The organism is Bradyrhizobium sp. LjRoot220, assembly GCF_964252915.1.
GTDB lineage: Bacteria > Pseudomonadota > Alphaproteobacteria > Rhizobiales > Xanthobacteraceae > Bradyrhizobium.
On the sequence record NZ_CAXUPS020000011.1, the window covers coordinates 18,757 to 40,833 of the forward strand.

The 22,077-nt window shown below is 62.1% G+C and carries 22 protein-coding genes; 15 read left to right on the plus strand and 7 right to left on the minus strand.

Annotated features, from left to right (window positions below):
- Nucleotides 1–41: 41 nt before the first annotated feature.
- The gene (locus tag ACSQ84_RS31570) at nt 42–1,214 is read right to left on the minus strand and encodes an acetyl-CoA C-acetyltransferase (RefSeq protein ID WP_436215647.1); all 1,173 of its coding nucleotides are present in this window, start codon (nt 1,212–1,214) and stop codon (nt 42–44) included.
- Nucleotides 1,215–1,548: 334 nt separating this feature from the next.
- On the opposite strand from ACSQ84_RS31570, the gene ACSQ84_RS31575 reads away from it, so the two are divergent.
- From ACSQ84_RS31575 to ACSQ84_RS31610, 8 genes are all read left to right on the plus strand, one after another.
- Nucleotides 1,549–2,145: a TetR family transcriptional regulator gene (locus ACSQ84_RS31575; protein ID WP_436215792.1), complete on the plus strand. Its 597-nt coding sequence runs from the start codon at nt 1,549–1,551 to the stop codon at nt 2,143–2,145.
- Nucleotides 2,146–2,210: 65 nt separating this feature from the next.
- Nucleotides 2,211–2,969, plus strand: coding sequence for an SDR family NAD(P)-dependent oxidoreductase (locus ACSQ84_RS31580; protein WP_436215648.1), 759 nt, complete (start codon nt 2,211–2,213; stop codon nt 2,967–2,969).
- 162 nt (nt 2,970–3,131) lie between these two features.
- Entirely contained in the window at nt 3,132–3,938 is an 807-nt protein-coding gene (locus ACSQ84_RS31585) for an enoyl-CoA hydratase/isomerase family protein (protein ID WP_436215649.1), read from the plus strand.
- Nucleotides 3,939–3,977: 39 nt separating this feature from the next.
- A complete protein-coding gene (locus ACSQ84_RS31590; RefSeq protein WP_436215650.1) occupies nt 3,978–5,849 on the plus strand; it encodes an AMP-binding protein in 1,872 nt (623 codons plus the stop codon).
- A 134-nt stretch (nt 5,850–5,983) separates the two neighbouring features.
- A complete protein-coding gene (locus ACSQ84_RS31595) occupies nt 5,984–7,111 on the plus strand; it encodes an acyl-CoA dehydrogenase family protein (protein WP_436215651.1) in 1,128 nt (375 codons plus the stop codon).
- 154 nt (nt 7,112–7,265) lie between these two features.
- Complete coding sequence (locus tag ACSQ84_RS31600; protein ID WP_436215652.1) at nt 7,266–8,513, plus strand: acyl-CoA dehydrogenase; 1,248 nt, start codon at nt 7,266–7,268, stop codon at nt 8,511–8,513.
- A 148-nt stretch (nt 8,514–8,661) separates the two neighbouring features.
- Nucleotides 8,662–9,906: an acyl-CoA dehydrogenase gene (locus ACSQ84_RS31605; protein WP_436215653.1), complete on the plus strand. Its 1,245-nt coding sequence runs from the start codon at nt 8,662–8,664 to the stop codon at nt 9,904–9,906.
- A gap of 2 nt (nt 9,907–9,908) precedes the next feature.
- The gene (locus ACSQ84_RS31610) at nt 9,909–10,619 is read left to right on the plus strand and encodes a nitroreductase (protein ID WP_436215654.1); all 711 of its coding nucleotides are present in this window, start codon (nt 9,909–9,911) and stop codon (nt 10,617–10,619) included.
- A gap of 81 nt (nt 10,620–10,700) precedes the next feature.
- Here ACSQ84_RS31610 and ACSQ84_RS31615 read toward each other — a convergent pair whose 3' ends face one another.
- Together ACSQ84_RS31615 and ACSQ84_RS31620 are read right to left on the minus strand one after the other, a co-directional pair.
- Entirely contained in the window at nt 10,701–10,958 is a 258-nt protein-coding gene (locus ACSQ84_RS31615) for a hypothetical protein (protein ID WP_436215655.1), read from the minus strand.
- A 267-nt stretch (nt 10,959–11,225) separates the two neighbouring features.
- A complete protein-coding gene (locus tag ACSQ84_RS31620; RefSeq protein ID WP_436215656.1) occupies nt 11,226–12,011 on the minus strand; it encodes an enoyl-CoA hydratase/isomerase family protein in 786 nt (261 codons plus the stop codon).
- Nucleotides 12,012–12,260: 249 nt separating this feature from the next.
- Here ACSQ84_RS31620 and ACSQ84_RS31625 point away from each other — a divergent pair, with 249 nt between their 5' ends.
- From ACSQ84_RS31625 to ACSQ84_RS31640, 4 genes are all read left to right on the plus strand, one after another.
- Nucleotides 12,261–12,929 (plus strand): Crp/Fnr family transcriptional regulator, encoded by a 669-nt coding sequence (locus ACSQ84_RS31625; RefSeq protein ID WP_436215657.1) that lies wholly within the window; start codon nt 12,261–12,263, stop codon nt 12,927–12,929.
- A gap of 18 nt (nt 12,930–12,947) precedes the next feature.
- Complete coding sequence (locus tag ACSQ84_RS31630) at nt 12,948–13,829, plus strand: DUF6537 domain-containing protein (protein WP_436215658.1); 882 nt, start codon at nt 12,948–12,950, stop codon at nt 13,827–13,829.
- Between the two features lie 434 nt (nt 13,830–14,263).
- Nucleotides 14,264–14,617 (plus strand): DUF3307 domain-containing protein, encoded by a 354-nt coding sequence (locus tag ACSQ84_RS31635; RefSeq protein WP_436215659.1) that lies wholly within the window; start codon nt 14,264–14,266, stop codon nt 14,615–14,617.
- Nucleotides 14,618–14,850: 233 nt separating this feature from the next.
- Nucleotides 14,851–15,252: a hypothetical protein gene (locus ACSQ84_RS31640; RefSeq protein WP_436215660.1), complete on the plus strand. Its 402-nt coding sequence runs from the start codon at nt 14,851–14,853 to the stop codon at nt 15,250–15,252.
- Between the two features lie 154 nt (nt 15,253–15,406).
- Here the strand turns inward: ACSQ84_RS31640 and ACSQ84_RS31645 are convergent, their stop codons facing one another.
- The 3 genes from ACSQ84_RS31645 to ACSQ84_RS31655 form a co-directional block, all read right to left on the minus strand.
- On the minus strand, nt 15,407–15,724 hold the full coding sequence (locus ACSQ84_RS31645; RefSeq protein ID WP_436215661.1) for a YkgJ family cysteine cluster protein: 318 nt from the start codon (nt 15,722–15,724) through the stop codon (nt 15,407–15,409).
- A 175-nt stretch (nt 15,725–15,899) separates the two neighbouring features.
- Nucleotides 15,900–16,496, minus strand: a complete 597-nt coding sequence (locus tag ACSQ84_RS31650; protein WP_436215662.1) for a hypothetical protein — start codon at nt 16,494–16,496, stop codon at nt 15,900–15,902.
- A gap of 62 nt (nt 16,497–16,558) precedes the next feature.
- The gene (locus ACSQ84_RS31655) at nt 16,559–17,257 is read right to left on the minus strand and encodes a helix-turn-helix transcriptional regulator (RefSeq protein WP_436215663.1); all 699 of its coding nucleotides are present in this window, start codon (nt 17,255–17,257) and stop codon (nt 16,559–16,561) included.
- Nucleotides 17,258–17,398: 141 nt separating this feature from the next.
- On the opposite strand from ACSQ84_RS31655, the gene ACSQ84_RS31660 reads away from it, so the two are divergent.
- Nucleotides 17,399–17,650, plus strand: a complete 252-nt coding sequence (locus ACSQ84_RS31660; RefSeq protein ID WP_436215664.1) for a hypothetical protein — start codon at nt 17,399–17,401, stop codon at nt 17,648–17,650.
- A gap of 67 nt (nt 17,651–17,717) precedes the next feature.
- Nucleotides 17,718–18,449 (plus strand): glutathione S-transferase family protein, encoded by a 732-nt coding sequence (locus ACSQ84_RS31665; protein WP_436215665.1) that lies wholly within the window; start codon nt 17,718–17,720, stop codon nt 18,447–18,449.
- A gap of 116 nt (nt 18,450–18,565) precedes the next feature.
- Here the strand turns inward: ACSQ84_RS31665 and ACSQ84_RS31670 are convergent, their stop codons facing one another.
- The gene (locus ACSQ84_RS31670; protein WP_436215666.1) at nt 18,566–19,783 is read right to left on the minus strand and encodes an ABC transporter substrate-binding protein; all 1,218 of its coding nucleotides are present in this window, start codon (nt 19,781–19,783) and stop codon (nt 18,566–18,568) included.
- A gap of 609 nt (nt 19,784–20,392) precedes the next feature.
- Between ACSQ84_RS31670 and ACSQ84_RS31675 the strand changes: the two genes are divergently transcribed.
- Nucleotides 20,393–22,072 (plus strand): cytochrome P450, encoded by a 1,680-nt coding sequence (locus ACSQ84_RS31675; protein ID WP_436215667.1) that lies wholly within the window; start codon nt 20,393–20,395, stop codon nt 22,070–22,072.
- Nucleotides 22,073–22,077: the final 5 nt, after the last annotated feature.

Sequence of the window (22,077 nt, forward strand, 5' to 3'; positions counted from 1 at the left end):
ACGACACTATTTGTTATCGCAACACCTGCAGTCGCTACAGCTTACAGGCGCTCGACAATCGTCACATTCGCCATGCCGCCGCCTTCGCACATGGTTTGCAAACCATAGCGCTTGCCCCGCTGCTTCAGCGCGTTGACCAGCGTGGTCATCAGCTTGGTGCCGGAGCCGCCGAGGGGATGGCCGAGCGCGATCGCGCCGCCATTGACGTTGAGCCGCTCAGGATCGGCGCCCGTGGTCTTCAGCCATGCCACGGGGACCGCGGCGAAGGCCTCGTTGACCTCGAACAGGTCGATGTCGTCGACCGACATGCCGGCCTTTTCCAGCGCGCGCTTGGTGGCGTGCAGCGGCGCATCGAGCATGATCACGGGATCGCCGCCCATCATGGTGAGGTGATGGATCCGCGCCAGCGGCTTGACGCCGAGCGATTTGAGGCCCTTTTCGTTGACGACCATGACGCCGGAGGCGCCGTCGCAGATCTGGCTGGCGCTGGCCGCGGTATGCTTGCCGTTCTCGGCGATCAGCTTGACGCCCTTGATGCCGTCGAGGCTGGAATCGAAGCGGATGCCCTCGTCGATATGGTGGGTATCGGTCGAGCCGTCGGCGCGGGTGATCTGCAGCGAGACGATCTCGTCCTTGAACTTGCCGGCCTGCGTCGCCGCAATCGCGCGCTGATGGCTGTTGTAGGAATAAGTATCAAGTTCATCCTTCGACAGACCATACTTCTCCGCCATCATTTCAGCACCCGTGAACTGGCTGAACATGATGTTCGGATAATGCTTCTCGATGCCCGGGCTCTTGTAGTGGCCAAAACCGTTCTTGGCCGGCAGCGAGGAGGCGAGGCCCATCGGCACCCGCGTCATCGACTCCACGCCCGCTGCGATCACGCAATCCATGGTGCCGGACATCACCGCCTGGGCCGCGAAATGCAGCGCCTGCTGCGAGGAGCCGCACTGGCGGTCGATCGAGGTGGCGGGCACGCTTTCCGGCAGTTTTGAAGCCATCACCGCGTTGCGGCCGATATTGTTGGACTGTTCGCCGGCCTGCATCACGCAGCCCATGATGACGTCTTCGACCTGGGCCGGATCGGCGCCGCTGCGATCAATCAGCGAATCCAGCACGGAGGCGGCGAGGTCGGCCGGATGCCAGCCTGCGAGACGTCCCCCCTTGCGGCCGCCGGCGGTACGTGCGGTGGCGACGATATAGGCCTCGGCCATGTCTGTTCTCCCAAAATTGTTGTTGGTTGGCTTTTGAATGATGGGCCGGATTTAAGGGGTGGCTCGGGATTTAGTCAATCAATCAATTAACTCTTGAGTGCAGCCGCGGCATGCGCTTATGTGCGGCCCGGATTTCCGGGCTTGGCAGTTACTTTGGCAGTGATGGGGATCACCGTTGAATACCAGCGTACCGACTGAAGCGTTTTCCAGCGAATTGGACTCCAGTTCGCGTGAAGAAAACGCGTCAAACCAAGAATCTGGAGCCCCGTTCCGATCCAATCGGAACGGAAAAGGCCCCAGGCTTGCGGGCGGCAAAAACACCACCGCCGAAAAGCTGCTTGTCGCGGCAAGCGAGCTGATGATCGAGCGCGCCTCGATCGAGGTATCGCTCTCCGACATCGCGCAAAAATCCGGCGTCAACGCCGCGCTTGTAAAATACCATTTCGGCAACAAGGACGGGCTGTTGCTGGCGCTGCTGGCGCGCGACGCCGCGACCGAGATGTCGCAGCTCGAATACCTCATCAGCCAGCCGATCTCGCCGACCGCAAAGCTCAAGCTGCATATCGGCGGCATCATCCGCGCCTACTACCAGTTCCCGTACATGAACCGGCTGATCCACTATTTGCTGCATGAGAGCAGCACGGAAGCGGCCGATGAAGTGTCGAAATTCTTCGTGGCGCCTTTGCTCGAGTTCCAGCGGCGGCTGCTCGCGGAAGGCATCAAGGCCGGCGAGTTCCGCAACATCGATCCTGTCATGTTCTACACCAGCCTGGTCGGCGCCTGCGATCACCTGTTCTTCGGCCGCCACGCGATGTCGCGTGCGACCGGTGTTGGTCCGGTCACCGATGAAGTCTGCCGCCAGTACATCAAGCATATGGAAGCGCTGATCTGCGGCGGCATGCTCAGCCAACAAGGTGCCGCGGCCGGATGACGGCCGCTTCGCCCGAATACCAGTGAAAGTCCAGAGAAGAAACGCCCAAGGAAAGGTCTTAAGAAATGCAGTTACAAGACGTTGCCGTTCTCATCACCGGCGGTGGCTCCGGCCTCGGTGCCGCTACCGCCCGCGCCATGGCCGCCAAAGGCGCGAAAATCGGCGTGATCGACCAGAACAAGGAAAACGCCGAAAAAGTCGCGGCCGAGGTGAAGGGCATTGCGCTGCATGCCGACGTCACTGACGAGGACGCGATCAAGGCCGCGATCGCCAAGGCCGAAGCTGCGCACGGCATCGCGCGCGTGCTGATGAACTGCGCCGGCATCGGCGGCTCGCAGCGCACCGTCGGCAAGGACGGCGTCTATCCGCTGGCCAAATTCGTCCGCATCATCAACGTCAATCTGATCGGCACGTTCAATGTGCTGCGCCTGTTCGCCGAACGGCTCGCCACCGCGCCGCCGATCGGTGAAGAGCGCGGCGTTGCCATTAACACCGCCAGCGTCGCAGCTTATGAGGGCCAGATCGGCCAGATCGCCTATTCGGCGTCCAAGGGCGGCGTCGTCGGCCTCACGCTGCCGGCCGCGCGCGACCTCGCCAGCCTGAAAATCCGCGTCAACACCATCGCTCCGGGCTTGTTCCTGACGCCGCTGCTGATGGGTTTGAACGAGGAAGCGCGAAAAAGCCTGGGCGCGCAGGTGCCGCATCCGGCACGACTCGGTGATGCCTCCGAATACGGCAACCTCGCGGTTCACATCGTCGAGAACCCGATGCTGAACGGCGAAACCATCCGTCTCGATGGCGCCATCCGCATGGCGCCCCGGTAGTTCTTGCTCCCAACGGTCGTCGTCCCCGCGAAAGCGGGGACCTATACTCCGCGGCGGTTCTTGTTTTAGGAAGGTCTCTGCGACCATGCCCCATCGAGAGGACACGGCGTATGGGTCCCGGCTCGCGCTTCGCTTGGCCGGGACGACGGTGGGGAGGTTGAGATGACTCAACCGCTGCTGATCGAACACGATGACGGGGTCGACCGGGTGACGCTCAATCGTCCGGACAGCCTCAACGCGCTCAACCCTGATATGATCGACGCCCTGAACGCCTATTTCGAAGGCCTGCAGCGCAACCGCACCACGCGCGTGGTGGTGCTGAAGGGCGCCGGCCAGAATTTCTGCGCCGGGCTCGATCTCAAACACGCGATGCAGCGTCGGGCCGGGCAGCAGGAGCCGCCTGGCGTCACCGAGTCGCTGGATTCGCAGCGCCGGATCGCCGACATCGTGATGCTGATGCGGCGTTGCCCGCAGCCGATCATTGCGCTGGTGCAGGGTGCAGCGGCCGGCGGCGGCTTTGCGCTGGCGCTGGCGGCGGATATTCGCATCGCGACCAAATCGGCGCGGATGAACTGCGCCTTCATCAAGCTCGGCCTCGGCGGCTGCGATATCGGCACCAGCTATTTCCTGCCGCGGTTGGTCGGCGTCTCCCTGGCCTCCGAACTGATCCTGACCGGACGCTTCATCGGCGCCGAGCGCGCGCTCGCGGTCGGTCTCGTCTCTGAAGTGGTCGAGGAAGACGGGCTCGACGCCGCGGCCGAGCCTTATGTCGAGGCGATGATAACGGCTTCGCCTGTGGGGCTGCGGCTATCCAAGGAATGCCTCAATATGAGCGTCGACGCCGGCTCGATCGAGGCCGTGATCGCGATGGAAGATCGCAATCAAGTGCTGTGCAGCCGCTCCGAAGAATTCAGCGAAGGCATCAGGGCCTTCCTTGAAAAGCGAAAGCCTGTCTATATCAAACGATAGAGAAAGATCCGCAAAGGACCGAATTCCGGGAGACGCAATATGAGTGGGAATGCAGCCGCGGTGCTCACCAAACCCGGCTTTCGCAAGATCGCATGGCTGAAGCGCGACATCGATGTCGCGCGGCGGCCGGACGGCGTCATCGTGCTGAAGTCGCGCATTCCGCTGCAACCTTATGAGAATCATATTCCGGCCTCGCTCGCGAAATGGGCCAGGCAAGCGCCCGAACGTATCTGGCTGGCGCAGCGCTGTGGCGCGGACCGGCAATGGCGGAAGGTTTCCTACGGTGAAGCCAAGCGCACCGTCGACGCGCTGACGCAGGGCCTGCTCGATCTCGAAGTGGAAGACAGCCGCCCCGTCGCGATCCTTTCCGGCAATTCCATCGAGCACGCGCTGATGACGCAGGCCGCGATGCAGGCCCGGCTTCCGGCCGCGCCGGTGTCGCCGGCCTATTCGCTGATGAGCCAGGACCATCTCAAGCTCAAATATCTCTTCAACCTGATCAAGCCTGCGATCGTGATGGTGCAGGACGGGCCGACCTTCGAAAAGGCTTTGAAGGCGCTCGATCTCACCGGCGTCACGGTCGTGCATGTGCTGCGGCCGTGCGAGGGCATCAAGAGCGTGTCCTATGCCGATCTCGCGGCGACGCTGGTGACCAAGGCGGTTGACGAGTCGATCGCAAAAATTGCGCCGGATAGCGTCGGCAAGCTGCTGTTCACCTCGGGCTCGACCGGCATGCCCAAGGCCGTCATCAACACGCAAGAAATGATGTGCGCCAATGCGGCGATGATGATGCAGGTGCGGCCGCGCGATCCGAACGGGCCGATCGCGACCATGCTGGATTGGATGCCCTGGAATCACACCATGGGCGGCAACGCGGCATTCCATCCGATCCTGGTCGATGGCGGCACACTCTATATCGACGACGGCCGGCCGATGCCGGGCCAATTCGAGGAAACCCTTCGCAATCTCCGCGAGGTGTCGCCGACCTATTACGCCAACGTGCCGGCCGGCTATGCGGCGCTGGCGGCGGCGATGGAGAAGGACGACGCGCTGTGTCGTAGTTTCTTCAAAAATCTGACCGTCATGGCTTATGGCGGTGCGCGGCTGCCCGACGATCTCTATGACCGCATGCAGGCGCTGGCGGTGAAGACATCAGGCGAGCGCATCGTGTTCTATACCGGCTGGGGCTCGACCGAGACTGCACCGACCTCTACCGGCACCTATTGGGACACCGAGCGCGTAGGCTTGATCGGTCTGCCGTTCCCCGGCGTCGAACTGAAGATGGTGCCGTGCGACTCTAAATATGAGCTGCGCCTGCGCGGCATCAACGTCACCCCGGGCTATTTCGGCCAGGCTGATCTGACGAAGAAGATGTTCGACGAGGAAGGCTTTTACTGCATCGGCGATGCCGGTGTGTTCGTCGACGACGAGGATCCGCTGCAGGGCATCATCTTCGCCGGCCGTGTGGTCGAGGACTTCAAGCTCACCACCGGCACCTTCGTTCATGTTGGCTCGCTGCGCACCGATGCGATCGCAGCCGCCACGCCCGTGGTGCACGACGCGCTGGTCGCGGGGCAGGACCGGGAATTCATCGGGCTGTTGGCCTGGCCCAATCTGCATGCCTGCCGGCAGATCACAGGCAATCCCGAGGCGAGTTATGAAGAGGTCGTCAAACATCCAGCCGTCATCGCGTGCCTGAAGCAGGGCCTGCAGGCGCATAACGCCGCCAGCACCGGCAGCAGCACGCGGATCGCCCGCGCCATGCTGATGGCGGAGCCGCCTTCCATCGACGGCAACGAACTCACCGACAAGGGCTACATCAACCAGCGCGCCGGCCTCGAACGCCGCGCTGCGCTGGTGGAAAGGCTTTACGCCGCTCATCCCGGGGAGGACGTGATTATTTTGAATTGAAGATCACGTTCTCTCCATTCGTCATTCCGGGGCGCGCGTAGCGCGAACCCGGAATCCAGAGGTTATTACATCGAGATTCCGGGTTCGATGCTTCGCATCGCCCCGGAATGACAGCAACGAAAAGGCTAGCCGCCATGAACTTCGATTTCTCCGATGAACAAAAGCAGATGCGCGACGCGGCGAGAAAATTCCTCACCGAGAAGTGCCCGCCGAAGGCGGTGCGTGAGGTGCTGGACGGCAAGGCGACCTACGACAAGGCGCTTTGGGCAGGGCTCGCGGAGATGGGTTTCCTCGGCGTTGCGATCCCGGAAGAATTCGGCGGCGCGGGTGCCGGCCATCTCGAGCTCTGTGTGATCGCCGAGGAAATGGGCCGTGCGCTGGCGCCGGTGCCGTTCTCCTCGACGGTGTATCTTGCCGCTGAAGCGCTGCTGCTCGCGGGCAGTGACGCGCAGAAGCAGAAGTGGTTGCCGAAGATCGCGTCCGGGGAGGCGATCGGCACGTTGGCGCTGTTTGAAGGCAAGGGCAATCCGTCGCCGCAGGCGATCAAGTTGTCCGCCTCGGGCGGCACGCTCAGCGGCGTCAAGAAGCCGGTGCCGGATGGCGCAATCGCCGATTTCGCCGTCGTTGCCGCGCGCACGGGATCGACGGGCCGCGATGCCGATATCTCGCTGTTCCTGGTCGACCTCAAGGCGGGCGGCGTCGAGGTCAGGTCGCTGACCAATATTGATCCGACGCATGGCCAGGCCGAACTGACCTTCAAGAACTGCAAGGCCGAGCCGCTGGGCGCCGCCGGCGACGGCTGGAGCATTCTCACTCAGGTGCTCGACCGCGCCGCCGTCCTGATGGCGTTCGAGCAGGTCGGCGGTTCCGACCGCGCGCTGGAAATGGGGCGCGATTACGCGCTCGATCGTATCGCCTTTGGCCGACCGATCGGCTCGTTCCAGGCGGTGAAGCACATCCTCGCCGACATGTATGTATCGGCGACGCTGGCGCGTTCGAATTGCTATTACGGCGCCTGGGCGCTCTCGACCAACGCCTCGGAATTGCCGGAGGCCGCGGCGGCCGCCCGCATCAGCGCGACACAGGCGTTCCAGCATTGCTCCAAGAACAACATCCAGGTCCATGGTGGCATGGGTTTCACCTGGGAGTTCGACTGCCACATGTATTACCGCCGCGCCAATGCGACCGCGGTGACGCTCGGCAGCCTGTCGTATTGGGAAGATCAGCTGATCGACCGCATGCGCAAGAAGAACGCTGCGTGAATAGCAATGGTGTCGTCCCCGCGAACGCGGGGACCCATACGCCGGGAAGTTTCGATTGGATGACGATGCGAGCGCCCGGGTTAAATTTTGTAGGCCGGTGGTTATGGGTCCCGGCGTTCGCCGGGACGACCAGAGAATTTGAAGGACCACGCGAATGAACTTCGATGACACCCCGCAGGAGGCCGCGTTCCGCGCCGAGGCGAAAGCCTGGATCGGGGCCAATGCGCCGAAGCAGTACGAGGAAGAGCTGCGCAAATCCTCGCTCGGCCGCACCGTGCTGAAGGGCGCCAACATCCTCGAGGTCGCAAAGGCCTGGCAGAAGAAGAAGGCCGATGCCGGCTGGGCCTGCCTGCACTGGCCAAAGGAGTATGGCGGCCGCGGCTCGTCCCCGATCGAACGCGTGATCTGGCAGCAGGAAGAGGGCCCGTTCGGCAAACTTTCGGGCATGTTCATCATCGGTCACGGCATGTGCGGGCCGACCATGATGGCATTCGCGGGTGAAGAGGAAAAACGCAAGTATCTGCCGCCGCTGGCCTCGGGCGAAAAGGTCTGGTGCCAATTGTTTTCCGAACCCGCAGGGGGATCCGACGTCGCGGGGCTTCGCACCCGCGCTGAAAAGCAGGGCGACGATTGGATCATCAACGGCCAGAAGATCTGGACCTCGGGCGCGCACTATTCGGACTACGGCATCCTGCTGACGCGCACCGATCCCAATGTGGCCAAACACAAGGGCCTCACCATGTTCTTCCTGGACATGAAGAGCCCCGGCGTCGAGGTGCGACCGATCAAGCAGGCCAGCGGGCAGTCCGATTTCAACGAGGTCTATTTTACCGATGTGAAGATCCCGGACTCGCAGCGGCTGGGCGCCGTCAATGACGGCTGGAACGTCTCGCTGACGACACTGATGAACGAGCGCATGTCGATCGGCGCCGGCGTTTCCACCGGCTTTCCGGAGCTGTTCGATTTCTGCAACAGCATGATGCTCGACGACGGCCCCGCGATCGAGGATCGCAACGTGCGTTCCAGGCTGGCGAACTATGCGGTGAAGGCGAGCGGGCTGAAATACACCAGCATGCGCGCGATCTCGGCACTATCGAAGGGCGATCGTCCGGGTCCCGAAAACTCCATCGGCAAGCTGGTGGCGGGTTCGATGGTGCAGGAAGTCGCGATGTATGCGCTCGATTTGCAGGGCGCCGCCGGCGCGCTGAGCGGGCCGGAGGATGCGGAAGTCGCCGGAAAATTCCAGGCGATGCTGCTGCGGGCGCCGGGCACCCGCGTCGAGGGCGGCACCGACGAGATCATGCGCAACATCATCGCCGAACGCGTGCTTGGCCTGCCCGGCGATATCAGGGTCGACAAGGATGTGCCGTTCAACAAGATTCCGACCAAGGGAAGAGCGTAGCTGAAGACCTCATCCTGAGGAGCGGCGTCTTGGCCGCGTCTCGAAGGATGAAGCCCGACTGGTGGCCTCATGGTTCGAGACGCGCTTCGCGCTCCTCACCATGAGGGTTTGAGACTGACGCAAGAATTAAAAACGTGAGAGGTCCGCCATGAACTTCGACGATACCCCGCAGGAAGCCGAATTCCGTTCCACCGCCCGCAAATGGATGGAGGCCAACGCGCCGAAGAAATACGAGGCGGAGCTCTCAAAGTCCTCGCTCGGCCGCATCCGGCTGGAGAAGGAAGAGATCGTCGATGTCGGCAAGGCCTGGCAGAAGAAGAAGGCCGAAGGCGGCTGGGCCTGTCTGCATTGGCCGAAGGAATATGGCGGCCGCGGTGCGACGCCGATCGAGAAGGTGATCTGGCAGCAGGAAGAGGGCGTCTACGGCAAGCTGACGCAGCCGTTCCAGATCGGCGAGGGCATGTGCGGCCCGACCGTGATGGCGTTCGGCAGCGAGGAGCACAAGCGGCACTATCTGCCGAAGCTCGCCTCCGGCGAACATATCTGGTGCCAGCTGTTCTCCGAGCCGGCGGGCGGTTCCGACGTCGCAGGCCTGCGCACCCGGGCCGAGAAGAAAGGCGACAACTGGATCGTCAACGGCCAGAAGATCTGGACCTCGGGCGCGCATTATTCCGATTACGGTCTTCTGATCACGCGCACCGATCCCAACGTGCCCAAGCACAAGGGCCTGACGATGTTCTTCCTCGACATGAAGAGCAAGGGCGTCGAGGTGCGGCCGATCAAGCAGGCCAACGGCATGCAGGAATTCAACGAGGTCTATTTCACCGACGTCGTGATTCCCGATCATCAGCGCCTCGGCGCGGTCGGCGATGGCTGGAACGTGTCGCTCACCACCTTGATGAACGAGCGCATGTCGATCGGCTCCAGGCTGGCGACCGGCTTTCCCGAAATGTTCGAGTTCTGCTCGAACCTGATGACCGAAGACGGGCTCGCGATCGACGACCCGGCCACGCGCTCCAGGCTGGCAAGTTGGGCGGTGAAGGCGAGCGGGCTGAAATACACCAGCTACCGTGCGATTTCGGCGCTGTCGAAGGGCGAGCGTCCGGGACCGGAGAATTCGATCGGCAAACTGGTGTCGGGCACGATGCTGCAGGACATCGCGACCTACGCGATGGACCTGGAAGGGGCGGCCGGTGCGTTGACCGGCGCCGATGAGGAAACCGCGAGCGGCCAGTTCCAGCAGATGCTGCTGTCATCGCCGTCGATGCGGATCGCAGGAGGTACCGATGAAATCCTGCGCAACATCATCGCCGAGCGCGTGCTCGGCCTGCCCGGCGACATCAGGGTCGACAAGGACGTTCCGTTCAACAAGATCCCGACCAAGGGGCGATGACGATGGATGCAAAGGCAAAGGCGCGCTACGCGAGCGAGGATCGCATCGGCGTGCTCGAAGAATTGCTCGGCGAACGTTACTCGGTGCGCGCGTTTCTGCCGCAGCCGGTGCCGCGCGAGACCATCGAGCATATCCTCGCCGTGTCGCAGCGCACGGCGTCGTGGTGCAATAGCCAGCCCTGGCAGGTCTTGATCGCGAGCGGCGAGGCCAAGGAGCGGTTTCGCAAGGCGATCTATGCCGAGGCCGCCTCGGGCGCCAAGGACGATCATGATTTCACGCCGCCACGGGAATATCTCGGGGTCTATCTCGAACGCCGCCGCGAGAGCGGCTTCCAGCTCTACAACACGCTCGGCATCACCAGAGGCGACAAGATGGCTTACGCCAAGCAGGCGCTGGAGAATTACAACTTCTTCGGCGCGCCGCATGTCGCGATTATTCACACCGACGAACCGCTCGGGATTTACGGTGCGGTCGATTGCGGCGCCTATGTCGGCAATTTCATGCTGGCGGCGCAGGCGCTCGGTCTCGGCACCATCCCGCAGGCGGCATTGGCGCGGCATTCCGGGCTGATCCGCCGTCACTTCAAGCTCGCAGACGACCGCCGCGTGGTCTGCGGCATTTCGTTCGGCTTTGCCGACCACGCGCACCAGGTCAACAGCTACCGGACCTCGCGCGCCAGCGTGGCCGATACCGTGACCTTCTTCGACGAATAGCGCGCTCAAATACAGCGCACAGGAAAAAGCCCCGATCGCCAATGGCGGCCGGGGCTTTTCGCTATCTGGATTCAGACGAGATCAGTAGGCGCAGACATTGACGGTGCGCAGGCGCAGGCCGCGCCGGGTTTCGATCCAGCGCTGCTGGATGCAGTCGTTATAGCCGTAACCGGTGTTGAGGTAGACGCCGCCGAAGCCGACGCCAAAACCATGACCCCAGCCGTGGCCCCAATGGCCGTGGTGGTGGTGGTGATGGAAGGGGCCAGCGGCAGCAGGCGCAGCAGCGGCGAGGGTGAGGGCGGTGGCAGCGATCAGTCCGAGGGTAACCTTGCGAAGCATAGTCGTTCTCCAATTGAATGGCGCGGGGGCCGTTGTTTCGTCCCTGCACCTCTGTCGGCGCGACGTGAATATTCGTTCACGCCGGTTCTGGAGAATCGTGTTTCAGGAATGTTTCGTGGGGGGTGGTGTGTCGTTTCCCGGACGCGGTGCAGCGTGTCACGCTGCTCCGCAGAGCCGGGACCCATGGCCGATGGACCCCGGCTTAGCAGCGCACCACGCCGCAAGTGCGGCGCGCTGCGCAGCATCCGGGGAACGTCCCTCACACAGTCAGAATCGCGGCGGCCGCTTTTCGGCGAACGCCTTGATGCCTTCCTTGATCTCGGCGCTGCGCATGCTCTCGCGATGGCGCTGGTTTGCAGCTTCCTCGTCGAGCTTGCCGCGGGCGAATTCGTTGATGGCGCGTTTCATGCCGCGCATCGCGACAGGCGCGTTGCCGGCGAGAACCGCGGCAAGGCTGTCGACTTCCTGGTCGAGCATCTCCATCGAAACCATCGCCGTGAGATAGCCGATCCGCAGCATCTCCGGCGCCGGGATCTTCTGCGCCGTCAGAAACAATTTCTTCGCATTGTCGACGCCGAGCCGTGTCACGTAGCGTTCGATGCCGCTCGTGTAATAATGCAAGCCCAGCCGCGCCGCCGGCATGAACATCTCAGCGGTATCGACGCCGATACGGAAATCGCAAGCCAGCGCCAGATCGGTCGAACCGCCATAGACGCCGCCGTTGAGCCGGCAGATCGTCGGCACCCCGAGGTCTTCCAGCCGGTTGACGACCACTTCGAACGCCGAGCCGGCGCTCTGCTCTTCCCTGGCGCTGGTGGCGCGGTCGGCGACCGAATTGAGATCGTAGCCGGCCGAGAAGGCGCGGCCGGTGCCGGTCAGGATCAGCACCCGGATGTCAGGATCGGCCTCGATCCGGTCGAACAGTTTCACGAGCTCGCCGAGATCCTCGCTCTGCAGCCGGTTCAGGTGCTTTGGCCGATTGAGGCGGATGGTGGCGCGCGCCGCATTGATTTCGAGTAGCGGCGCGCTCGCCGTCTCGGCTGAACTGGGCATATCGTTCTCCATTCTTTTTACTTGGTCTCGATCGCACGCCGTTTGGCGTCAAAGGTCTCTGCCAGGTCGGGCCGCCCTGCCATCAGCGGCCGGACCGGGTCCGGGTCAAATTTTACCCGGAATTGGTGAAAACCCCGGCAAATCGTCGTTCTTTCCTCGTATATCAAAAATAGCCTCCGGCCATTACGATAGCGGGCACTGCAACAGAATGGCGAAAAAATTCACTCCCTGAAAATTGGTTGGCTTCCAATGGATCCGTCTCATCTGGCAGAACATGCAGGAACCGCCGGCGCCGTCTTCGCGTCAATCTTCGTGGTCGCCACCACCACGATGCGGACGATGATCCCGTTGCGGGTGTTCGGCATTCTCGCCAACATCATCCTGTTCGTGACAGCCATTCCGGCTCATAATTATCTGATCATGGTGGTGCAGGCGGCGATGCTGCTGATCAATTCGTACCGGCTGCACCAGATGCTGCAGCTCGTGCGCGACGTGAAAAAATCGGTCAACAGCGACCTGTCGATGGAATGGCTCAAGCCGTTCATGACCGAGCGCAAGTGCGCGGCCGGGGAAATGCTGTTCTACAAGGACGAAAAGGCCGAAGACATGCTCTACATCGTCAACGGCAAGTTCAAGCTGGTCGAGTCCGGCATCGTGCTGCCGGTCGGCGCCATCGTCGGCGAGCTCGGCATGCTGTCGCCGTCGAACATGCGAACCCAGTCGCTGGAATGCATCGAGGACGGTCTCATCCTGAGCGTCAGCTACAGCAAGGTCGAGGAACTCTACGTGCAAAATCCGGCCTTCGGTTTCTACTTCCTGCGTCTCGCCAGCGCCCGGCTGTTCCAGAACATCGAGGCGCTCGAGCAGCGGCTGGCCCAGCAGACGGCGGCCGCCTCCGCCGTGCCGAAGCCCACGTAGAGGCCGGGAGCCAGGGGAGTGTCAGATCGCAGTTTCCTGTCGTCGTTGCGGTATCTGTTCGCCGATTTCATCGGCGAGGAGGACGACACTCCGCCGTTTCTTCCCGAGGGTCTGCCGGAGGCCGTCACCGCGGTCGCCAGCGATGCCATCCATTTGCTGATCGAGTATCAAAGCACGGACTACGCGCAGCTTTACGTCGACCGGCTGCGGCGCTTCGTCGGCCGGAACGGGGTCGATGATGCGATGCTGGTCGAGATTGCGCGGCTGATGGCGGTGCGCATGAGCTATCAAGATCCGATCCGGATTGCGCAGCTCAAGATGGCCGAACGCGACGAGGCGTCCGGCACGCCGGCAGGCTCGGTCGATATCCGGAAATTCCGGGTCGATGAACTGGTCAGCGCGCTTCCTGCCGTTATTGCCGAGTATCTGATCGATGCGCTGGAATGGGCGGGGTGGGCGCACAAGCGGATTTCCGTCCGTTTCAGCACCGCGAGCCGGGTGGGCATTCGCCGCCTGAAGATGGAAGCAGGACTGAAGCGGTGGCGGCGCTACTCGGTGCGTTATTCCAAGGAACGGCAATGGGTAGAGCGCTGGCTGCACATGATCAGCCGCAGCCTGGTCAAGCAGCCGAAGGCGGCTGGCGAAATCGTGCAGACCGCGACCATGATCGAGAGCTATGGCGACGTCTACCGTCAGGGCATGGCGGACTGGAACGCGATCATCGATGGTCTGGCCAAGCCAACCTTCGACGGCGTGCTGGCGCTACCAGATCTCGGCGCCGCGGTTGCGGAGGCCCGCACGGCGGCGCTGCCCGATCCGCGGCAGGTCGCACTCAAGCGCAAGATCGCTGAAATCAGGGCGCGGGTGCCCGCCAGCGGCTCGAGCGCCGCAGCGGGGTGACCAGTCGGGGATTACGCGCTTTGCCGCGGTCTTCACGGCCACCACCGGCGCCAAATCGGCGTCGCAGGCCATCCAAATGAATTCGTAAATACCTAGAAAAGAACGATAATTTTCCCTGTGCGGCAATGATATCCTGCCCCCGCCGGATTGCAAATCGCCCCGCCGGTAACCTTACCCCGGGGCAAGCTGCGCGCCGATGCCGCAGTATCGCCGTTCGGCCACACCACCGTTTTTTCGGACCGCCCACAGGTGCATTCCGCTCCGGGAGGTGCCATAAATAACGGCAACGTTCACGTCCGGGTTCGAGAAGAAAATTCGCTGACAGCCTAGACCCCCGGTTTTATTGCCACCTCGTTAGTCCCCAGCAAAGGGCGTCAGCTTTGTTGTTTCCTTCCATGTCGTCGTCGGTCCCGGTTGCTGCGCTGGTGGGATGGATGTTGCTTCTCACGGTGAAGCACATCATTGCCGACTTTATTTTCCAGACTTCCTGGATGGCGATCGGCAAGGACCAGAAGACCGGCTGGGCGATGCCGCTGCTGGCGCATTGCTCGGTGCATCTGGTGACGTCGTTGTTGCTGATCATGGTGTTCGCGCCGCGGTTCTGGTTCGTCGCCTTTATCGATTTCGCCATTCACATCACGATCGACCGCATCAAGGGGATCTGCGCGTCGTCCTTCGGGGTGACGCTGGAGAATGAGCATCCGTGGTTCTGGACGCTGATCGGCGTCGATCAGGCGCTGCACCATCTCACCGGTTTCGGCCTGGCGATCTTCATGGCGGCGAACTGATCCGGCCTGGGACCGCATTATTCCGGATAGGCACCGACCTCCGCCACGCGATAGCCTGCCCAATGCCGGCCGTGGCGGTATCGATGAAGGCGTATTCGATCCAGCGCAAATCGCCTTCGACCCGCGCGTTCCGCTTCGGCCGTAAGTGGCAAGTGCCCCGGAACACTACTGCCCCCCTTAGTTAACCTTTCGTTAGAGAATTGCACTGCATCTTCCGCATAGGGAGAACCGCAATGTTTTCAAGCCGCGACGCCTTCGAGAACGATTTCTGCCCGGTCCGGGACGAGTTGCTCGGCGAGATGTACCGCGCCAACGCCAATGGGCTGTCGCTTCTGGTGGAGAGCGTCTCCTCCGAGACGCGCGCGATGCTGGCGCTGTTCTGCTACCGCCGCAGCCACCTGCACTCGCTGGCCCTTGCGATTGCCGCCAGCTGCACCGAGCGCGAACTGATCTCGCTGGGCGGCCGCGTCGGCTCCACCCTCTACGCGCTGTCGCGAGAACCGGCCGCACGCTCCGCGCCGTCGTCGTCCTACGGCAACCGCAAGCCGATCACGCTCTCGACCAAGCCGCTCTCCACCTTCGCCCCGATCGAGGATCTCGACGACGAAGATATCGCCGAAGCGGTGCCGGCGTAGCTGTCGTTCTATCCGTCGTCCCTGCGAAAGCAGGGACCCATAACCACCAGCCGAAATTGTTTCACACGCTGGTCGTTATCTTTCTTTTCCAGCAATATCTGCCGCGGCGTATGGATCCCTGCTTTCGCAGGGACGACATCGTGTGCGTGTCGTGTCACAGCACCGCCAACCCATGCCGCTTCCGCGCCATCGCGCATTCGGGATCGCCGGGCATGCAGGTCCGGCATACCTCGGGGCGCACCGCATAGATCGTGCAGGCGGTCGCCTCGCCCACCTTGCCGGACAGCGCCGAACAGCGGTCGCCGTCGCAGCGCATGCCCGACAGCCGCTCATTGACAAACTTTTCCGGGATCAGGTCGAGGTCGGAATCATCCTCAGTGGTGAAGCGCGGCCAGTTCTGCGAATAGCTGCAGCAGGCGCCGCAGGCCTGGCAGGGGCTTTCGCTGCCGGCTGCTGATGCAAGTTCATCCATCGCTGCCCTTTAGCGCGGAATGATGCGTCCGGCCAGCCGCCCCTGGGGTGTGCTCATAAATCGATATTGATGATCGGGAGGCTGAACGTATGTCCGCAATGCCCGGTAGCGACCAAATTCCGCACCACAACGCAATAACGCGATGTGCCCGAAACGGACATTTCGTACTTGGTCCTTAGAGGCCCGTTGGCACCCAATCCGCAGGTAACTGATGCCACGGTTTATCGAAGCGGCGGGCGAACTCTTCTTTCACGCGCCGCTCTCGCCAGATCGGCCCTCCGATGGACCAAACGTTGGCCACGGTTTGGATTGCTTCATCCGGCGCGTAGTCAACCGCCAACCGAGCGGGAATATGATAGATCGCGTCCCAAGCTGCGATTATCTCCAAGTTTTGAATCGATGGATCCTCAACTCGCGTGAGACGACTCTGCACATGACCAATCCAAACAGTTACATCCAGAGTCCCTACGGGCCATTGCACGACGGGCTGGAGGCTTCCTAATTCGTCGCGCAAAGGATATTTCCCAAGCTTCTTCCACGCACCCGACCGAAGCGCCCGTCCGAGGGACGCAAAATCTACTCCCACCCTCGACATGATCGGCGAGGCCAACACGTCCGCAGCTGCAATTATTTTTCGGTCACGGCGAGAAAAGAACGCGACAGATTTGTCAACAGCGACCTGGCCGTAGTAAATCCAGTCAGCTAAGCCCCAGATGGCATAGAGCGTCCCCGCCTTGAAATCGGACCGAGCTTTGGGGTCTTCCTCGAACACTTGCGCTTGTCTCCCTCCACCCATGCTGGACGGCAGGTCTCAACCAAAAATCATCCCGGGCATCAGGTATCCTTCGGAGCTTCCCAAACCAGGCTGCGCCGCCATTTCGCCCGCAGCAGGTCGCGCCGCTCCGGGTATTTTTCGTCGTGGTAGACCGCGTCGACGACGCGGTCGGTGCGGAAACTGCGAAAATCCTTCCGCAGCTCGCACCACGCTGCCATGATCCGCACGGCCTCGTGATAGCCGATCGCAATCGGCCAGATCGTGCGCTGGCTCTCGCGGCCATGTTCGTCGCGGTAGTTCAGGGTGATCTTCTTGCCCTCGTGGATCTGGGTGCGCGTCCGCACCATATCGATGCGATCCGGCTCCCGGTTCCAGACCGCACGGGCGCGGCTCGCGGGTTCGAGCACGAAAGGTCGCAACCGTTCCGGTACCGTGTCGGCGATTTTCGCCATCAGGTCCTGGGCGGCGCGTGCCAGCACGGGATCGGCGTGGCCGACGACCCATTGCGCGCCGAGCACCGCCGCCTCGATCTCGTCGGGCGTCAGCATCAACGGCGGCAGGTCGAATCCCTTCTCCAGAATGTAACCCATGCCGGCCTCGCCGCGGATCGGCACGCGCTGTTCGATCAGGGTGGCGATGTCGCGATAGATGGTGCGTTTCGAGGTCTCCAGTTCGGCTGCGATCGCGTCCGCCGTCAGCGGTTTCCGCGTGCGCCGGAGCACCTGGATGATCTGGAACAGCCGGTCGGCGCGTCTCATGGCAAGTCCCTTTTCTCGAAGTCTCTCTTCCAGTCGCTTCTCTGGTCGCTTTTCGCGAACCCGCCTGGCCGATGCTGACAGCATGTTGGCAGCAGGGGGTCTGTATATCGGGACAACACCTCAACTGAAGGGAATTTGTCCATGACGATTTTCAGCGATTTTGGCTTCCGGGGAGGCCGCCGCCGTCTCGTGAATACCCAGGCCTTCGCCCTGGAACAGCTGGTTTCGATCCACTGCGTCACGTCAGACCTGCGCTGGGCGATGGTCGAGCTGGCATGGCGCTCATTCACCGCAATGTGTCGCTTCGCGCAAGCGCAACTTCTGGCGTGGGCCCATGGGCATCGGGCGCAGCAGCAGGAGGAGGACGGTCGCGGCCGCCATTGTTGCTGCTGACACCACGGTGGCAGCAGGCCGCCGCTAGGCTTTCCCTCACGACCCAAGGAAATCAGGAGTTTTTCGGATGATCACGCTCTATGGCTTCGGCGCCGGCTTTGGCTTGCCGGAAATCAGCCCCTTTGTGACCAAGACCGAGGTCCAGCTGAGGATGGCGGGTTTGGCCTATCGCAAGGAAAAGGCGATGCCGCCGGCCTCGCCGAAGGGGCAACTGCCATACATCGTCGACGAGGCCGAAAGCATCGCCGATTCCACCTTCATCCGCGCCCATATCGAGGGCAAATATGGCTTCGATTTCGATGCCCCATTGTCGCTGCAGGCGCGGGCGCAGGCCTGGGCGTTCGAGCGGATGATCGAGCACCATGTCTATTGGGCGCTGGTGGGCGCCCGCTGGGTCGATAGCGAGAATTTCGCCAAAGGTCCGGCGCATTTCTTCGACGGCGTGCCGGAGCATATGCGTGAGAAGCTGCGCGAGGATGCGCAGTTCCGGGTCGCGGAGAACTATCTGTTGAGCGGCCTTGGCCGCCACGCCCCGGAAGAGGATGTCGATCTCGCCGTTCGCTCGCTGTTTGCGCTGTCGGTTCAGCTTGGTGACAAGCCATATCTGTTCGGCGACACGCCCTGCGGCACCGATGCCACCGCCTTCGGCGCGATTGCCGGCATCCTGACGCCGTTCTTCGAATCGCCGCTGCGGCAGCAGGCCGAGAAGTTCGGCAACCTGACCGCCTATGTCGACCGGATGATGCTGCAATATTATCCGGAATTCGGCTGGGCTCCGCTGCAGCAGGAAGCTGCGTAAAGATGAGGGCCTGAACGCTGAGATCGGCGGCGAGCGAACGCCCGTCGTCCGCATCTGCGACGCAAACCGGTACGTTGTTTCTCAGTACGGTATATCGCCCGGACGCCCGGACGCAGCTAATCCGGGGCCCGGGCAAAAGCCGTTTCGAGCACGTCGCCGATTGGTTGCCAGCTACGGCCGTCGAACTGAACCAGTCGCAGGTGTTTGATCGGGCGGAAATCCCAGCGTCCGGTGTTGATTTTGATGCCGGGTAACAGGATCGAGCCCTGGTAGTTTTCGAGGGCCGCCGCCTGCTTCATGACGTTGTCGCGAGACAGGTCATTGCCGCATTGTTTGAGCACCTGGGCAAGGGTCTCGGCGGCCGCGTAGCCGAACATGGCGGCGCTGTCGTCGTTGCCTCCGGCCCGCTGGTATTTTTCAATGAAGGCCAGCCAGTCCTTGACGGCTTGTTCGTCCTTCCAGGCCGGATCATTTGCATCCTTCAGGAAGGTTGCCGTAATGACGCCCAAGGCCTTTTCCGGGCCGGCGGGCTTTAGCACCGTCGCAATCGACGACGACATGTGGTTCAGCAGGAACACCGGGTGCCAGTTCAGCTCCGCCGCGCGTCGGATCACCTTGGTCAGGTTCGCAGGTGCACCCGCAAACACAAAAATCTCGGCGCCTGATCGCTTCAGGACCGATACGTGCGCGGCCAGTTGCTCGTCTGTATCGTACGCGATGTCGAGCTTGATCATCCGGGCGATGTCACCGAGCCCGTCCTGCAGTCCCCTGAATAGTTCACGACCGAAATGGTCGTTCTGCCAAAGCGCCACGATCCCTTTTCCGGAGTAGAACGCCTGGATGTAGTTGGCGTAGATGCGCCCCTCTTCCCGAATCGAGGGCTGCCAACCCATGGTCCAGGGGAACAGCGATGGATCGCTCAAATGATCGTCGCCGGAGGCGACGAACAGTTGAGGAACTTGCCGTTCGTTCAGGTAGGCGCGGACGGCAAAATTGCCCGGAGTTCCGAACGAGCCGAACATCAGCAGGACGTTCTCTTTCTCGATCAGGTCGCGCGTAAGTTCCAGGGCGGTCGACGGATTGGATTTGTCGTCGTGAGTGATGAAGCGCACCTTGCGGCCGTTGATCCCGCCACGCTCGTTGATCATCTCAAAATACGCGGCTTCGGCCCTTCCGATCGCCCCGAATGCCTGCAAACTTCCGCTATAGGGCATAACGTTCCCTATGCGAATTTCAGTGTCGGTGACATCAGGTTCGCGCACCCGCTCGGTGATCGCGCCTAAAGAGGTAAGCGCGACGACGATCGCAATCGGCGTTCGGACCCAGCTTTGCATCGGGTGAACTCAATTACAGGAGTGCAGCCGGATTTCGCGGCAGATTGAAGGCGATCAACTTGATTTGAATTCAGGACCGCGGAAATCGCCAGAACTGGCAGTTCCGCGTGGCGGAGATTATCCCGCACTCGGCTGGCCGCCGCAGCGGGAAACTGCGTGAGCGGGTCCGTTTGCAGTTGCTGGGTTGCGGCCCCGATGACGGGATCAGACGCAATCGAGGCCGCGGTTAGCGCGTTGCATTCGCTCGTCCAGCAGACATAGCTCCAAGCAGCGGCGGGGATCGCTTTGATGCACAGCCGGCACGGCCGAACGAGCTTCCGCTGTCGGACAAGTACGGAAGTCATCTACTACGATTGAGTCTTTCCTCCATTGATCCAAACAGCATCTGAGACGTTGTCTTAAAGCCGAACGCTCATCTGTATTTCGACCATTCCGCTGCACCGCACCTACACCAGTGCGTCATGCCCGCGTTGCGATGCATTCTACGTTTTTGCCAGTCGTGAACAAATAACGCCGCTGTCACGCCCGGGTAACGCCGGCAACAACAGGCTTCGAGTGGTGTCAGCCGGCGATGTGCCGAATATCCGGCGATCCATCGCCGGAGCCTCGATGATGAAGAGCACGGCCGTCCTTCTGAAACTGTACGAATGCGTCTATGGCTCCGTGGTCGTCATCGTGCTGGTTGCCGCTGGAGTGACCTTAGCGTGCGCGTTGTCTTTCCGTGAAGCCTGGCTCCTCGCAGCGCTGGCCCCGCTCGGGCTCCTGGCACTGGGTGTGGCGTTCCGATTGGGTGAGTTTCGACGATACGCCCATATTCCTGGCCCGAAACCTTCGTTTTTCGTCGGAAGCCTCAGGTATCTCCTCCTCCACGAACATGGCGCTCGGGATCGGGCACTCGTGGAGCTGCATCGGGTGTACGGCCCGGTCGTGAAGGTGCACATGGCATGGGGCAGCACGCCGTTTGTCTCGCTCTCGGTCGCACCCAAGGAGCTCGGGCACAAGGACATGGATTCGAACCGGGTCGCCGACAATACTGTGTTGCCGCGAAGTTTGATGGGTCTGAAGCGCGGAGAGAGACATACGGCGCATCGGCAGCAGATGAACCCGCACTTTACGCCGAAGGCCGTGCAGCAGGGGGCTTGCCGCCTGGAGGAGGTTTCGGCGCTTTACCTTCGGACCTGGCGATCCGGCAAGAACTTGCACGGCAGCCTGAAGGCGGACCTCCATCACTGGAGCGCCAATAGTCTGGGTTCTTTCCTCTGCGGCGAGGAATGGGAGCAGTCGACCGACCTCTCGGTGTATTTGGCGGCGATCGGAGAGCTCGAAGAAGCGATCAGCTTCCGGGCGTTTCATCCTTTCTTCGTACGATGGCTCTTCCCGCACCGGGCAAGCCGGGCAAGAACCGCGTATCGTTACCTCTTCGACCATCTTGAAGCTGCGTTGCAGCGACGGCTGCAACGGCGTTTGAAGCCGGGACCGGGCGAAGGGCCGCGGGAGGATGCGCTGGGAAGGCTCGTCAACCTGAAGCTCGATCCGTCAGGCGGCAAGGCCGGTTGGAACCACGAGGAGTGCGTAGAGGAGTTGATCTCGCTGGTCGCGGGCGGCACCGACGCTATGAGCTACACGATGGCGCAGGCGCTCTATCTGCTTTCCCGCAACCCTGACGTGCAGGACGAGGCCAGAGCCCGGGTGCTTCAGGCCGCAGACGGGGGCAAAAGCGCAGGAGATGCCTTCGTGCTGAATATTCTCCACGAAACGATGCGCCTCTTCCCACCTGTTCCGTTCAGTTCGAAGATCTCCGAGACCGGATCACTCGAGGTGGCGGGCCTCCATATCCCGGCGAAGACGAACGTAATGTGGATGAAGACGGCCGTCGGCCTGAACCAGGCGTTCTTCGCAGACGCGCCGCGCTTCAACCCGTGCCGTTTCGCTGCGGGACCGGCCGGCGAGCGGCCCGCAGAGTCCATTGTGAGCGCGATGCCGTTTGGCGCGGGAGCGCGCCACTGCATCGGGCGCCACCAGGCAGAATACCTGCTGACATACTTCCTGAGCGCGGTGCTTCGGGAGTTCGAACTGGTGCCGAAGTCCGATGTCGCCGTGACATTCTCGGCTACAGTCTCGGTGACACCCTCCTCGGTGCCGGTGCAGCTCGTTCCGCGGCAGGTCGCGAGCAGGCGCGAAGTGAGTCTCGAGCACAGGATCGACCAAGGTACCGATGGCGCGTCGAGACTCAATCGCGCCCCCGCCATCGGATGCCCCCGTACAGCTCAGCACCGCGCCTTGACTTAATTGCG